This is a genomic window from Candidatus Eisenbacteria bacterium, assembly GCA_016867715.1.
Classification (GTDB): domain Bacteria; phylum Orphanbacterota; class Orphanbacteria; order Orphanbacterales; family Orphanbacteraceae; genus VGIW01.
Genome location: VGIW01000025.1, coordinates 1 through 13,960, shown reverse-complemented (window position 1 = coordinate 13,960; position 13,960 = coordinate 1). Strand labels below are relative to the sequence as shown.

Sequence of the window (13,960 nt, the reverse complement as noted above, 5' to 3'; positions counted from 1 at the left end):
GCTAGTGCCTCGGCCAGTCGGACGGGGACCAGTAGAAGTCCCAGTTCGGCCCGCGGAAGTGGACCCCGATCACGGTCAGAACGATGAACCCGATCGCGAAGCACGTGAAGAGGCCGAGCGCTCCGGCCCGCGTGCTGTCGTAGCGCCGCACGAGTCCGATCGAGTAGAGCGCGTAGACGACCGTGAGGATCGTCCCCGGGTTCACGAGCGTGATGAGAAGCTGCGGGCATTCGGGCCACCATTGGCGAAGCCACCCGAAGCGAATCACGAGCGCTTCGATTCCGATCGTCGCCGCGAGTGCGAAGAGCGCGGAGAAGCCGGCGAGCCCCGCCCCGCCCGGTCCGCCGAACCAGACGCCGGTCCCCGCCGTCTCCCGGTCGAGATACGGAATCAGCGAGAGCCCGAGGATCACGATCATCGGGATCCCGATCCCGCCCATGAACGCCGAGTGCGACACGAGCTCCTGAAGACCGAGGAAGTACCACGGCGCCTTGGCCGGGTTCTCCGGCACCGCCGGGTTCGCGAGCTCCTTGAGCGGCGCGTCGGCGACGATCGCAAGGAGGATACAGAGCGCTGCCGTGAGAAGAAGCACACCTACTTCAGCAGTGAAAAGATGCGGCATCGAGGGGAGCGTCTTCTCGGGGCCCCGCCCGACGTGCGGGCTCTTCCCGCGCACGATCGCCGCGAGGTGATACGTCTTCTCCGGCGCCTCCGTGAAGACCGGATAGGTCGATCGATCGGGCGGACCGAGCTTGGTGTCGGCGTCGTCCGGGCGCGCAAGGCCGCCGTCCTTGCGGATGCGCCAGAAGTGGACCGACAGAAGCGCAAGAAGAACGATGGGAAGCACCATCACGTGAAGCAGGTAGAAACGGATCAGCGATTCCGCGCCGACCTCCTCGGAGCCGAGGAGAAGGAGCTTTTGCAGCCCCCCCGGATCGAAGAAGCGCGTGATCCCGAGCGCATCGGTGATCTCGCGCGGCGAGGAGGCGATGTTCGCGCCGATCGTGATCGCCCAATACGCGAGCTGATCCCACGGGAGGAGATAGCCGGTGAAGGAGAGCCCGAGGGTGGTCGCGAGGAGGAGCATTCCGATCACCCAGTTGAACTCGCGCGGGGCGCGGTAGGCCGCGGTGTAGAAGACGCGCGCCATGTGGAGAAGGACCGAGACGACCATCACGTGCGCCGACCACCGATGGATGTTCCGGATAAACCGTCCGGTCGGAACGACGAAGTGGATGTCCTTGATCGTCTCGTACGCGACATCCGGGTACGGCTTGTAATAGAACATGAGAAGAACGCCTGTGATCGAGGCGATGACGAACGCGGAGAGCGTGACGATGCCGAGGCCGAGGGTCGTGGTCCAGCGAAGACTCCACCGGTGAACGCGCACCGAATGAAGATGAAGGAAGACGCTTCCGAAGACGAAGGAAGAGCGCGCCCGGTCGGTTTCCGGACGGCCGGAGCGGAAGACGGTCTCCCGGAAGAGACGCGGAGCCGCGCGCAGGTTCTCGAGGAAACGATTCATCCCGTGCGCGCGCTCGTCTGCGCTCATGCCTCGGCCCTCGTTCCCAGCGGGACCGTCTTCCCCTCGTCCACGACGTAGATCCCGCTCCCCTCGCGCGTCACCGCGAGCCACGGAAGCGCCTTCGGCGCGGGCCCGCGGAGGACGGCGCCGTCCTTCGCGAAGGCGGATCCGTGGCAGGGGCAGTGGAAGCCGTCCGCCTCCGCCTTCACGATGCACCCGAGGTGCGTGCAGATCGTTGAGACCGCAAAGACCCCTTCCGCGTCGCGGAAGAGCGCGACCGAGCGGCGGGGAGGAAGAAACGCCTCCCCCTCGGGGAGCGTTTCGGGAAGGACGACGCGGAATTTCTTCGACGGCGAGGGGAGGACCGCCGCCTTCGGGAGGCGGAGGATGCCGCCGAGGGCGAAGAGCGCCGCCGTCGCGGCCGCCCACACGGCGGCGAGGCCGAGGAAGTCTCGGCGCGGGATCGGTTCGGGATCGAGCCGCGAGCGCGCGGCGGCCGAGTCCTTCGGATTCGTGATCATGCGCACCTCCACCGGGCCTCGAAGGCCGCGCGCTCCATCGTGATCGCGTCGACCGGGCAGCGCATCGCGCAGTGCGCGCACCGGATGCAACGCTCTTCATCCTTCAAGATCGCGGAGTGTCGGGATGTCTCGGCGCCGGGCCCGAGCGTGCCGGCGATCGCGGCCGCGAGATCCGGCGTCGGCTCGATCGAGCCCAGCGAAACCAGCTTGAGGCAGAGGGTCGGACAGACATCGACGCACCCGCCGCAGAGAACGCAGCGCGTTCCGTCGAAGACCGGGGTGACGCCGCAGTCGAGGCAGCGAGAAGCCTCCCGCTCCGCGAGGGGGCGGTCGTAGCCGATCTCGACGGGCGCGCGCGGATCGCGCAGCCTCTCCTCGGGCTCCGCCGCGGGGATCTCCACCCGGCGGATCGCCTCGTAGCCGGACTCGCGGCGATAGCGGTCGAGCACGAGATGCGTCTCGACGATCTCGTGATCGATCGCGCGGCCGGTGATGTGCCGGTAGATCGAGCGAGCCGCTTTCTTGCCGGAGGCGACCGCGTCGATGAGAAGCCGCGTGCCGTGCGCGAGATCCCCGGCGACGAAGACGCCGGGCGCGGTCGTCGCGAGCGTTTCGGGATCGACCTTCGGCCATCCGGGGAGCGCCTCCTCGACGTCCCCGCCGCCGTCCGCGAGAAACGAAAGATCGGTTGCCTGACCGACGGCGAGAAGGACCGTGTCGCACGGGACGGTGATCCTCTCCGCGTCGTCGAAGACCGGGGCGAAGCGGCGCTCGTCGTCGTAGACGCGGACGCACCGGCGAAAGACGACCGCGCGGACGTCCGCCCCCTCGCGCTCGATCGAGACCGGACCCCATCCGTTCATCCGCTCGATCCCCTCTTCATCCCCCTCGCGGATCTCGACCGTGTCGGCCGGCATCTCCTCGAGGGTCTCGAGCGAGACGAGGCGGACGCGTCGCTGCCCGGGAAGGCGCATCGCGGTGCGCGCGGCATCGAAGGCCGCCTGGCGGAGGACCGTGCGCGCGACGTCGTAGGCGACGTTCCCCCCGCCGATCACGACGACCTCGCGCCTGATCGGGAAGGGCTCGCCGAGCGCGGCCGCGCGAAGGAGATCGACCCCTCCGAAGACGCCGGGACCCCCCTCGCCGGGAAGGCCGAGCGCACGCGACCGTTTCGCGCCGACCGCGAGGAGGACCGCGGCGTGCTCCGCGCGGAGCGCGCGAAAGGAGACGTCATCGCCGACGCCGGTGCCCGTTCGGATCTCCACGCCGATCGCCTCGATCATCGCCACCTCGCGGCGGATCAGCTCGCGCGGAAGCCGGTACTCGGGGACGCCGACGAAGAGCATCCCGGCCGGAACCGGCTCCCTCTCGTAGACGACCGGGCGAAACCCGAGAAGGGCGAGGTCGTGCGCGGCGGAGAGGCCGGCCGGGCCGGCGCCGACGATCGCGACCTTCTCCCCGGAGGCCGGCTCGATCTCCCGCGAGAGGGAGGCGCGAAGAAGGCCGGCGACCTCCTCCGGTCCGGCCGATACTTTGGGTACGAAGTTTCGGAGCGGCTCCCACACCGCGTCGGAGGGGCGGACATCGATCCCGGCTCTCTCGCACGCGAAGCGCTTCAGCGCGCGGATCGCGATCGGGCGGTCGTCCCCGAGGAACTCGCTGTCCGGGCCGAGGCGAGGGATCGTCCCTCGCCGGCAGGCCGCCTCGCACGGCGCTCCGCAGATCCTTCCGCAGATCGACGCGAAGGGGTTCGGCCCCCGCGCGATGAGGTACGCCTCCTCGAAGTCGCCGCGCGCGATCGCTCGGACGTAGCCGCGCGCGTCGGTGCGGACCGGGCATGCCTGCTGGCAGGAGATCAGGCGGCGGTGGTAGCCCTCATCCGGGACCGAGACCGCGAGACGGGGAGACGCGATCAAGCTTATGTTCTCCTCTTCATTCGCGCGTGTTCCTCTTCGCCGCGCCCGAGCACCTCACGGTTCTCGGGCTTTCCGGGACCGCTTCGGCCAGGCGGGCGAGGGTCGTTCGATCGAGAAACGCGAGGCATGCGGCGCGGAGCGGCTCCCAATCCTTGTGCACGGGGCAGTCGGCACAGTCCCGGCACGGATGCGGAAGGCCGAGGAGGCACGTCTCGTGGGAGAGGTTCCCCTCGAAGAGCTCCGCGAGCCGGCGGACGGTAATGCGGCTCGGAGAACGGCGCATCCGGTAGCCCCCGTGAAGCCCCCGCGTCGCCTCCAGGATCCCCGCGCGGGTCAGCGTGGCGAGGATCTTCGAGAGGTAGCTCGGGGGGACCTGCGCGCGCTCGGCGAGATCGCGAAGAAGAAGCGGCCGCTCTCTCCCCTCGCGTGCGAGATGGACGAGCGCTCGTATCGCGTGCTGGGACGTTTGGCTGAGCATTCCGGACCTCCGGATCCATATATCAGCATGGGAGGGTCCGGTTTGTCAAGGGCGTTCTCGCGGCGAAACCCGTCCGGGTCGCTCGGACCCGGCGCGCGAACCGCGATCCGATGACGAGATGCACGTCCTTGTGGTACGATCCACATCGAAGTAAGAAGGGCGGGCGGGCTTTTCTCGTCTTCCGCCGGCAGGACAACCCCATGCTCCCTCGCGGATACGAAGAAGAGCGCGTGCTCAAGGAGAAAGGCGGCACGCGGGTCGCCGTCGCGCGCGCGGCGCAGGGCGGCGCGACCGTCGTCGTGAAGACCGTCGCGCCGGAAACTCCCGAGCGGATCCGCAACCTCTTCCTCGACGATGTCCGCCTTCGAACGGATCTTGCCCACCGGGGGATCGCGCCGATCCTCGAATCGGGGCGGATCGCCGACGGTTCGCTCTACGCGGTCTCTCCCTTCGTCGAGGGGACCGATCCGCGCCGGTGGATGCTCCGCGCGCCGAACGTGCGCACGGCGCCGTTCGTGAAGCGTCTCGCCGAGCCGATCGCGTTCCTTCACGAGCGGGGGCAGGTTCACGGCGACATCAAGCCGGGGAACCTCCTCTTTCGAGCGGACGGAGAAGAGATCCTCGATCTTTGCTGGACCGATCTCCTCCCGCTCGCGTTCCGCCGCGAGGGGACGTTCGGGATTCTCGTCGGAACGCCCGCGTATCTGGCGCCGGAGGCGATCCGCGGGGACGATCCGGATCACCGGGCGGACCTCTATGCGCTTGGCGCAACCCTCTACGAGATCCTCGCGGGGCGCCCGCTCTTCGAGGGGAGCGCCGCCGATCTCGCACGCGCGCACCTCACAACCGACGCGCGGCGTCTTCTCCCCGCCGCCTCTCCCTTCCCCGACCTTCTGTGGAAAGCGATCGCTCGGCTTCTGGAAAAGGAGCCGTCGGATCGTCCTTCCTCGATCGAGGAGTTTCTCGCGGAGGCCGGCCTCGGGCGGAAGCGAAAGACCGCCGCGCTCGCCCCTGTGGCGCCGAACGTGCGAAGGAAGGATCTGGAAGCGCGCGTCCGCGCGTGGCTCGCGGAGGACGAGCGGCCTTCTCTCGTGATCGCAGGCGATCCCGGTTCGGGAAGGACGCGCTTTCTCCGGCGCCTGGTGGGGGAGCTTCGCATCGAGGGTCGCCCGGTCGTCGCGGCGGCGGGGACCGAATCAGGAGAGGCGCATCCGTTCGCCGGCGTGGAGAAGCTCTTCGCAGCTCTTTCCGGGCGCTCCCTCGCGCTCGGCCCGCTCGCGCCGGCGCGAAGAGGGGACGCGGGACTCTCCCCACTCGCCGCGGGAGCCCGAGAGGAAACGCGTCTCTTCCGCAAGCTCCGCGCCCTCTTCGAGGAGGATCTCCGGCGGCTTTCAAGGGACGGATCGCCGCCGGTTCTCGTCGTGATCGACGACGCGGACCGCCTCGACGAGATCTCCTCTCGATTCCTTCTCTTCCTCATCGAGAGGGGGCGCGCGCTTCCGGCCCGATATCTCCTCGCGCGGGAAGCGGGGAGCGAGCCGGGCCCTCTCTTCGCGGGGCTCGAGCCTGGGCGTCTCGCGCGGATCGAGCGGACCGATCCCTTCACACACGAAGAGATTGCCGCGTGGATCGAGGGAGCATTCGGCGGCGGCGCGATCGCACCCGATCTTCTCGAGGCGGCGACCCGCTTCTCCGAGGGGAACCCGGCCAGGCTGGAGGCGCTCGTCCGGGAGTGGGCGGCGCGCGGGACGATCCGCAAGAGGCGGGGGACGCTCCACCTGCACGGGTCCCCGCCCGCTCCTTCCGCCGTTCAAGCGGAGAGGGCGCGGAGGATCCCGGTGGAAGGGCTCTCCGTAGGCTCCCGTGAACTCGCGGGGGCGATCGCGCTACCGGCCGGCCCGCGCGAGGCGCGCTTCTTCGAGCGGCTTCTCTCGATCCGCCCGCACGACTTCCCGATGCTCGCCGCGCCGCTCCTCGAGAGGCGTCTCGTCCGCAGGGAACAAGCGCCGGCCGGCGACGCGTACGCCCCCTTCTCGGAGAGCCTGCGCGAGAGGCTCGCGGCTCTTCTCCCCGCGGGGAGGAGGCGCGTCTTGCACCGCGCGGCGGCGAGGCTGGCCGAGACGAGCGCGGGGGATGCGGGACCGGCGGCGCATTTCGATGCGGCGCACCACTGGGAGCGCGCGGGAAACCGCGCGGGGGCGGCGCGCGCGCTTCTTCGCGCGGCGGCCGGAATGGAGGAGCTCTCTCTCGTGCGCGAGGCGGGCGACCTCTACCGGATGGCTCTCCGCTCGAAAGACGGGCTTCGCGCGCCGAACGAGCGGGCCCGGATCCTTCTCGCGCTCGCCTCGCTCCGCCACCGCGACGGCCGGCCGCGAGCGGCCCTCGCCGCGCTCCGCCTTCTCCGCCGCACGGCGGCGAAGGACGAAGAGGGGCGGGGGATCGATCGGACGGCGCGGAGGCTCGCCGCGTGGATCCGCTACTTCCGAGGGAACGCGAAGGAGGCGGAGAAGGCGCTCGGCCGTCTTCTCGACGAGGGGGCACCTTTCGGGGCGGGGGAGGAGGCCGCGATCCGATGCGATCTCGGCTGGTTCGCCCTCTCGCGCGGGGACGCGGAGGCGGCGCGGGCGCACCTCGGGAGGGCGCATCAATCGACGAAGCGAAGCAAAACATCGGCGCTCAACGGTCGAACGCTCAAGCGTCTCGGGGCGGTCGCGTTCTACGAGAGCGCGTGGCGCGAGGCGGGAGCGCACTACGAGCGGGCGGCCCGCATCCTGGAGCGCGCGGCGCCGGCCGAGGCGGTCGGAGCGTTCGCGAACCTCGGGCTCGTCCGCCTTTGGACCGGTCGGCTCGCCGAGGCGGCCGCTCTTCTCGAGAACGCGCTCTCTCTCGCCCGCAAGACGGGAGAGGTGCTCGAGGAGGCGCGCGTCCTCGAGGATCTCGGGCGTGTTCTCTTCCGGCTCGGAAGGGTCGAGGAAGCGGCCCGCGCGTGGGACGAGGCCTTCTCGATCTATGAAGATTTCGGCGACGAAGGGGGGAAGGTGCGCGTGCTCCTCACGCGCGGTCAGACGGCGCGGGAGAGAGGGCGCCTCGACCAGTCGATCGAGCTTCTCCGCCGGGGCCTCGCGCTTGCGCGCGCCGGATCGAACCCGTACGCGGTCTTCGACGCGCTCAATCTCGCCGCCCTCACGCACATCGCCCGCGAGGAGCCGAAGGAAGCGGAAGAGGCTCTCCGGGAAGCGGAGGCGGTTCTCGGCGAGCGGCTCTCGGGAAGGTACGAGGCGCTTCTCGATCGGACGAAGGCGCGTCTCGCGTTCCTCGATGGGCGCCCCGCGGAGGCGGAGAAGGGGCTTGTGCGCGCGATCCGTCTCTTTTCGAAGCGGGGCGAGCGGTTGATGGAGGCGGAGACCATTCTTCTCGCCGCCGAGGCGAGATTGCACGCGGGAGGGAGGGGATCGCCGGCGGCTCTTCTTCAAAAAGCCGAGCGGCTCTCGGCGCGGACGGAGTGCCCGTGGATCGCTTGCCGTCTCAATCTTCTTTACGGCCGGCACGAGGAGGCCCGCGGGGATCCGGCAACCGCGCGAAGCTGTCTTCGCGACGCGATCCGTTCGGCGCGCGCGCTCGACGCGCGGCTCGACCTCGCGGAGGCGCTTGCTTATCTCGCCGCCCTCGAGGCGCGCGGCGGGGAGAGAAGAAAGGCGAAGGCGCACGCCGACGAGGCGGCCGCGCTCTACGATCTCATGCGCGCGGTCTCCCCGCCGGCGGCACTCGGCGAGGCGCGGGGGCTCGTTCAAGGGGGCGGCGACGAGGGAGGGGAGGGCCTCCGCACGATCTGCCGGATCGCACGGATCATCAACTCGCTCCGCGCGAGCGACGCGGTCCTCGAGCACGTTCTCGACCAGGCGCTCGATCATCTTCGCGGGGAGCGAGGGCTCATCCTCCTCTACGGCGCCGACGGGGATCTCGTCCCGCGCGCGTCCCGGTCGATCGAGGGAGAGGATCTTCGCGACGTGACCCGCTTCAGCCGAACGCTCTTCCGAAAGGCGGAGGAATCGGAGGAGCCTCTCGTCGCGGAGAACGCGCTCTCCGATCCGCGCTTCGAGGGGGCGGAGAGCGTCGCCGCCTACAACATCCTTTCCTTCGCCTGCGCGCCGCTCCGCTCGAAGGGGAAGCCGATCGGCCTCGTCTATCTCGACAATTGCCGCTCGGCGAACGTCTTCACCCCGCGCGATCTCTCGTTTCTCCAGGCGCTCGCCGATCTCGCGGGCGTCGCGCTCGAGAACGCGCGGCTCTTGGAGGATCTCGAGCGGGAGAACGCGCTTCTTCGCGAGGAGGCGGCGCGGAGGGCGGAGGTTCCGGAGATCATCGCGGAGAGCCCCGCGATGCAACGAACGCTTCGCGAGCTTCGCGCGGCGGCGCGAAGCGACATCGCCGTGCTTCTTCTCGGCGAGACCGGCGCGGGGAAAGGGCTCGCGGCGCATCTCATCCATCAGGAGAGCCGGCGGCGGGACCGACCGTTCCTCCGTCTCAACTGCTCGGCGATCGCTCCCACGCTCGTCGAGGACGAGCTCTTCGGGCACGAGCCGGGCGCCTTCACCGACGCGAGGGAGCGAAAGGCGGGGATCTTCGAGAGGGCGAATCGCGGGACGCTTCTTCTCGACGAGATCGGCGACATGCCGATTGCTTCGCAGGTGAAGCTTCTTCGCGTGCTTCAGGAAGGGGAGTTCGAGAGGCTCGGGGGGACGGAGACGATCCGGTCGGACGTCCGGATTCTCGCCGCGACGAATCGGAACCTCGCCCTTCTCGCGGAGCGGGGGGAGTTTCGAAGCGATCTCTTCTATCGGTTGAACGGGGTGGCGATCGAGATCCCGCCCCTTCGCGCGCGGCGGGAGGACATCCCCGCGCTCGCGCGCACCTTCCTCGCGGTCCACGCGCGCCGGAACCGGAAGGAGATCCGGTCGATCGCCCGCGCGGCAGAGAGCCTTCTCATCGCCTACGGGTGGCCCGGGAACGTGCGGGAGCTCGACCACGTGATCGAACGGGCGGTGGTCTTCTGCGACGGGCCGCGCATCGAGACGGCGCATCTGACCGAGGAGGTCCGCGCCGCGTTCCCGAGCGGGCCCGCCCCCCTCGAGGGCTCGGAAGAGAACATGAAGGACCTCCCCGGAGAGATCCGCTCGATCGAGGAGGAGATGCTCCTCAGGGCGCTCGAGGAATCGGGTTGGAACCGGTCGCGGGCGGCCCGCCTCCTCGGCATCCACGAGAGCACCGTCCGAAAGAAGATCCGCCGGCTCCGTCTCAAGCGTACCTGATACCTGCACCTCGACCGTATCGGATACCCCAATCCCCCCCGCACTACCCAATGTGCTTCGCTCGACGTGTACCGCCAAATGTTGTTCCGGTACCTGATATCGGTACCTGATACCGCCTGGATACGGGCCGCCCGCTTTCTCGGCATCCACTCAAACGTACCTGATACCTGCACCTCGACCGTATCGGATACCCCAATCCCCCCCGCACTACCCAATGTGCTTCGCTCGACGTGTACCGCCAAATGTTGTTCCGGTGTTGTTCCGGTACCTGATACCGGTATCGGATACCGGTATCGGATACCGCTCCGGTCCCGATCCGTCCCTCTCTCTGCTCGATTCTGCGGGGTCGTACGATCGTACGAATCGCGGACAAGATGTCAGGCTCCGATTGGCCGCATTTCGGGGCGAATTCGTACGATCGTACGAGTTCTCCGGATACCCTCGAACCCCCCCTTTCCGCGCCTAGGTGAACCGGCGTTTTTTCAACGATTTGCGCGCGGCGCGGGAAAGGGACTCGCGCACGATTCCTGCCTAGACCCTTCTCAGCCGGCCCGAGGCGCCGGCCGGAAAGGAGTGGGTCCATGTCGTGGAAACCGTTGCGTCTCTTGCGGATCCTCCCGGTCGCAACCGCGTGCGCGCTCCTCGCGGCGCTGGTTCTTTTTCCCCAATGCCAGGGGGTGAGCGCCCCGGCGGAAGGGGGAGGGGGCGGGGACCTCTACTTCGCGAACCCGTCGTACCCCGATTCCTCCGCCGACTCGTCGCGGGTCTCGAACGACCCGTTCCCGGCGGAGGATGATCCGACCCAGCCGCACCCGTAGCCGCGCCGCCGGAAGGCAAGCTCGGGCGGAACGAGCAGGAAGGAGATCGTGTCGTCATGAACACGAAGGGCCGTGGTGCGCGCAGAAACCGGGCCGGGACGCGCGGGGGATCTCTCGCACCTCGCTCCCAACCGCCCGACCGTGGGGCTCGTGCTTCCGAGCCGCTCGGGTCGCGAGAAGGACCGGACGAGCTCCAGCGGGCGCTCGAGAGCAACGCCAACGTTCTCGTCACGGGGGACCGCGAGGTGGCGCGGCGCCTCTTCCGCGACGCGCATCCTTGGGCCGCGCTTCGGGTCGTGCCGGCGGACGACCTGAACCGGGGCGGCATCGAGGCTCTCCGGGGGATCCCCGAAAGAGGGCCGGTGATCCTCTTTATCGACCGGCTCGAACGCCTCGAGCCGTGGACGCAGGTCGCGCTGCTCGACCTCCTGGAATCGCCCATGGAGGGCCCGCCGGGAGGACGCATCCGGCGGGTCATCAGCGCGTGCGGCGAGACGCTTCCGGCGCTCGTCGCTCGCGGCCGCTTCTGCCGTCCTCTCTATCTTCGGCTTTCCACGCTTCACGTTCACGTGCCGGAATCGTCCGGGACGAACGGGGCGAGGTCCGCTTCGGGCGCGGGAGACCGAGCGGCGGTCAGTCGCTCGCCGGGAGGTGCGCGATGAGGCGCCGCCTCCGCGAAACGAACGGCCGCTCGCGCGAGAAGAAAGGCGGCGAGCGATGAATGATCCGAAGAAGACGGGAAGGGCGGAAGGCGTCCGTGCCGGCGGATCGTACGAAGCGCTCGAGGGGCTTCGCGTTCTCGTCGTCGATGACGATCCGGTCGTTCGGATGCTCGTGCGGCAGATCTTGAAGCGCGTCCGTTCGGTCGTGGAGACCGCATCGAGCGGCGTAGACGCTCTCGATCTTCTCGAGCGGGAGCCGTTCGACCTTGTCGTCACCGACATCGAGATGCCGGGGATCGACGGCATCGCGCTCGCGAGGTTCGTCCGCAATCCCCGCTCGAACGTCCGGAGCCACGACCTGCCGATCCTCGCGCTCACCGCGCTCGGGGGGGAAGAAATGCGCGCCCGCTGCATGGACGCGGGCATGAACGAGTTCATCGTGAAACCGATTCGGGTGAGGGAGCTGCTCGGGGCGATCCGACGGCACGCGCCGAAAGGACGATAAGCGTGGACCGCCGCTGGATCGACTTCATTCTGGACGCGCTCCGCGAGGGAGAAACGCTTCGAGGGGAGGGGATGACCGTCGAGGAGATCTGCCGCCGGATCGGCGTGGCGGAGCCGACCTACCGCCGCTGGCTCCGCGAGTACGCCGGCTCCTTCGAAGCGCCCCACTCCCCGGCTCGCGAGGAAGCGAACGAAGAACAGACGACCCCGAACGACGACCGCTCGGACGCCGCCGAACCCGCCCCGGAAGAGGCGGCGAATGGGAGGAGGGAGGAGTAGCTCGTCCGGGCGACTCGGGAAGAAGCTTCGCGCGCGCCAGGAACACGGACATCGTGCCCTTCGAACGGATCGTCGCTCGCGCCGTCCTTCTCGCCGAACGCATCCCACGCGAGCGAGGATGGGAGGCGCGACGCGTGCGCGAAGAACCCGAACCCGCCGATCGCGTAATGAAGCTTTTTAAGCTTGAATAAAAACGGCGCCCCCGGCGGGATCGCACCAAAACCGCTCCCACCCCCCGGCTGCCAGAAGTTCACCTCGTCCAGATCCGACCGCGTCCGCAGAAACCGGAACCAGCCCAAGTCGGTGTTGGCGAAGTAGCCGTGCATCGCACTCTTGCCTTGCTCATGGTCTCTCGGGCTCTTCGATCGCAGCTACGGGAACAGCGTCGCCTCCTCGAGCTCTCTCACGAATCGATGGATGGGAAGGACGTCGATGCCGTCCTCGGTTCGGAGGACCCGGTCCCCCGTGTAGACAAAGACTCTTCGGACAACGCCGCGAAGATCGGAGATCGCGCTTAGTCCGCGCGCGGCCTGCTTCGAGTAACTGCGGCCGGCCTTGACCTCGATCGCGACCATCTCCCGCCCTAGGCGGAGGAGAAAGTCCACCTCTGTCCGCGCCGCTTCCGCCGGCGCCCAGTAGAACCACTCGTCGAACAGGCCCCGATAGTCGCGGTACGCGCGCAGGACCTCCGCGACCCATCCTTCGAGCAGGGCCCCGCGCTCCTCGGCCGTCGGCGCATGGAACTGACGCTTGACCGCGCGAACGAGACCGGGGTCGCACCAATAGAGCTTCGGGTGTTTTCTTTCTTTAACGCGGAGCTTACCCTCGTAGGCGGGAAGCGTGAACGCGAGGAGAGTGTCCTCGAGCACGCTGAGGTAGCCGAGGACCGTCGTTCGCGCCACCTGCGCATCGCGAGCAAGCCCGGCCGCGTTCAGCACTTGACCGTGGAAGAGCGCCGCGATCGGCAGGAAGCGCGCGAAGCCGGGAAGGTTGCGAACGAGCGCCTCGGCTTGAATCTCCTCGCGGAGGTAGAGCTGCACGTAGGCCTCGAGCGCCGCGCGACGCTCTCCGGATGCCCAGATCACCGGCAAAGCTCCCCAGCGAAGCGTCTCTTCGAGGTTGAAGGACTTTCCCAGCTCCTCGGGGACAAACGGGTGCATTTCGCGCCGAACCGCTCGGCCGGCGAGGAGGTTTGTGCCGCTCTGCTTGAGCTTTCGGGCGGACGATCCGCAGAGCACGAACCGGAGCCGCCTCTCTTCGATGAAGCGATGAACCTCGTTGAGCAGCGCCGGGAGCCGCTGGATCTCGTCCACGACGACCAAGGATCCCGGCTTCAAGGTCCGGAGCTCGGCCGCGAACAGCGAGACATCGGCCAGGTACGACTGGTAGAGCCCCTCGTCGAGCAAGTTCACGGTGTGAGCGTGAGGAAGGACGGTTCGAAGCCACGTGCTCTTCCCGGTCCCCCGCGGTCCAAATAGAAAGAAAGAGCCCTTCGGCGGCTTGAGAATCCTCGGTTGGAGTTTCGATGCCATGTCGCCGTCATTTTTCGGCGAAATCCGACGGGATGTCAACAGGAATCGGTGGGGATTGCGGGGAAACGGGGGAGTTCCGGGGACGCCATACTCAATTCGACATCGCGTCCCGGCACTCTCTTCCATTGAACTCAGTAGGGCGTCCCTGGATTCCCCGCGAGGTACCGTGCGATACGGGCGCCGGCTTTCTATTCTAATGGAATCGGAAGGCGCCGGCCTGGGCTCCTAGCCTGGACTATGCACGCGTTTTCGTCGCGAGGATGTGGAGCTAGGGGCCGAGAGGCCGACGTGGACGAGCCGCTCCCGGAATCGTAGTCTCGGCCCCCCCGGCGCGCTAGGACTTGTCGCTCGTAACCGTCGCGACAAGATCCAAGCGCGCCACGGGTCCCTGATGAGGAAGCGGCGAAGGAAGGGAG

The 13,960-nt window shown here is 68.4% G+C and carries 10 protein-coding genes; 5 read left to right on the top strand and 5 right to left on the bottom strand.

The window, feature by feature from the left end; genetic code table 11:
• Position 1: 1 nt before the first annotated feature.
• From FJY73_06520 to FJY73_06505, 4 genes are read right to left on the bottom strand one after another with little or no spacing between them, the layout of a single operon-like run.
• On the bottom strand, positions 2-1,525 hold the full coding sequence (locus tag FJY73_06520; GenBank protein MBM3320313.1) for a cytochrome b N-terminal domain-containing protein: 1,524 nt from the start codon (positions 1,523-1,525) through the stop codon (positions 2-4).
• Positions 1,526-1,548: 23 nt separating this feature from the next.
• Positions 1,549-2,046, bottom strand: a complete 498-nt coding sequence (locus FJY73_06515) for a ubiquinol-cytochrome c reductase iron-sulfur subunit (protein MBM3320312.1) — start codon at positions 2,044-2,046, stop codon at positions 1,549-1,551.
• Positions 2,043-3,962: an FAD-dependent oxidoreductase gene (locus FJY73_06510; GenBank protein ID MBM3320311.1), complete on the bottom strand. Its 1,920-nt coding sequence runs from the start codon at positions 3,960-3,962 to the stop codon at positions 2,043-2,045. The genes FJY73_06515 and FJY73_06510 overlap by 4 nt, the downstream gene beginning before the upstream one ends.
• A 16-nt stretch (positions 3,963-3,978) precedes the next feature.
• A complete protein-coding gene (locus FJY73_06505) occupies positions 3,979-4,440 on the bottom strand; it encodes an Rrf2 family transcriptional regulator (GenBank protein ID MBM3320310.1) in 462 nt (153 codons plus the stop codon).
• A gap of 200 nt (positions 4,441-4,640) precedes the next feature.
• On the opposite strand from FJY73_06505, the gene FJY73_06500 reads away from it, so the two are divergent.
• From FJY73_06500 to FJY73_06480, 5 genes are all read left to right on the top strand, one after another.
• On the top strand, positions 4,641-9,749 hold the full coding sequence (locus FJY73_06500; protein MBM3320309.1) for a sigma 54-interacting transcriptional regulator: 5,109 nt from the start codon (positions 4,641-4,643) through the stop codon (positions 9,747-9,749).
• A gap of 581 nt (positions 9,750-10,330) precedes the next feature.
• A complete protein-coding gene (locus FJY73_06495) occupies positions 10,331-10,567 on the top strand; it encodes a hypothetical protein (protein MBM3320308.1) in 237 nt (78 codons plus the stop codon).
• Positions 10,568-10,623: 56 nt separating this feature from the next.
• Positions 10,624-11,229 (top strand): sigma 54-interacting transcriptional regulator, encoded by a 606-nt coding sequence (locus FJY73_06490; GenBank protein ID MBM3320307.1) that lies wholly within the window; start codon positions 10,624-10,626, stop codon positions 11,227-11,229.
• A gap of 55 nt (positions 11,230-11,284) precedes the next feature.
• Positions 11,285-11,734 (top strand): response regulator, encoded by a 450-nt coding sequence (locus FJY73_06485; protein ID MBM3320306.1) that lies wholly within the window; start codon positions 11,285-11,287, stop codon positions 11,732-11,734.
• A gap of 2 nt (positions 11,735-11,736) precedes the next feature.
• The gene (locus tag FJY73_06480; protein ID MBM3320305.1) at positions 11,737-12,012 is read left to right on the top strand and encodes a helix-turn-helix domain-containing protein; all 276 of its coding nucleotides are present in this window, start codon (positions 11,737-11,739) and stop codon (positions 12,010-12,012) included.
• 371 nt (positions 12,013-12,383) lie between these two features.
• Here FJY73_06480 and FJY73_06475 read toward each other — a convergent pair whose 3' ends face one another.
• Positions 12,384-13,544, bottom strand: coding sequence for an ATP-binding protein (locus FJY73_06475; GenBank protein MBM3320304.1), 1,161 nt, complete (start codon positions 13,542-13,544; stop codon positions 12,384-12,386).
• Between the last annotated feature and the right edge of the window lie 416 nt (positions 13,545-13,960).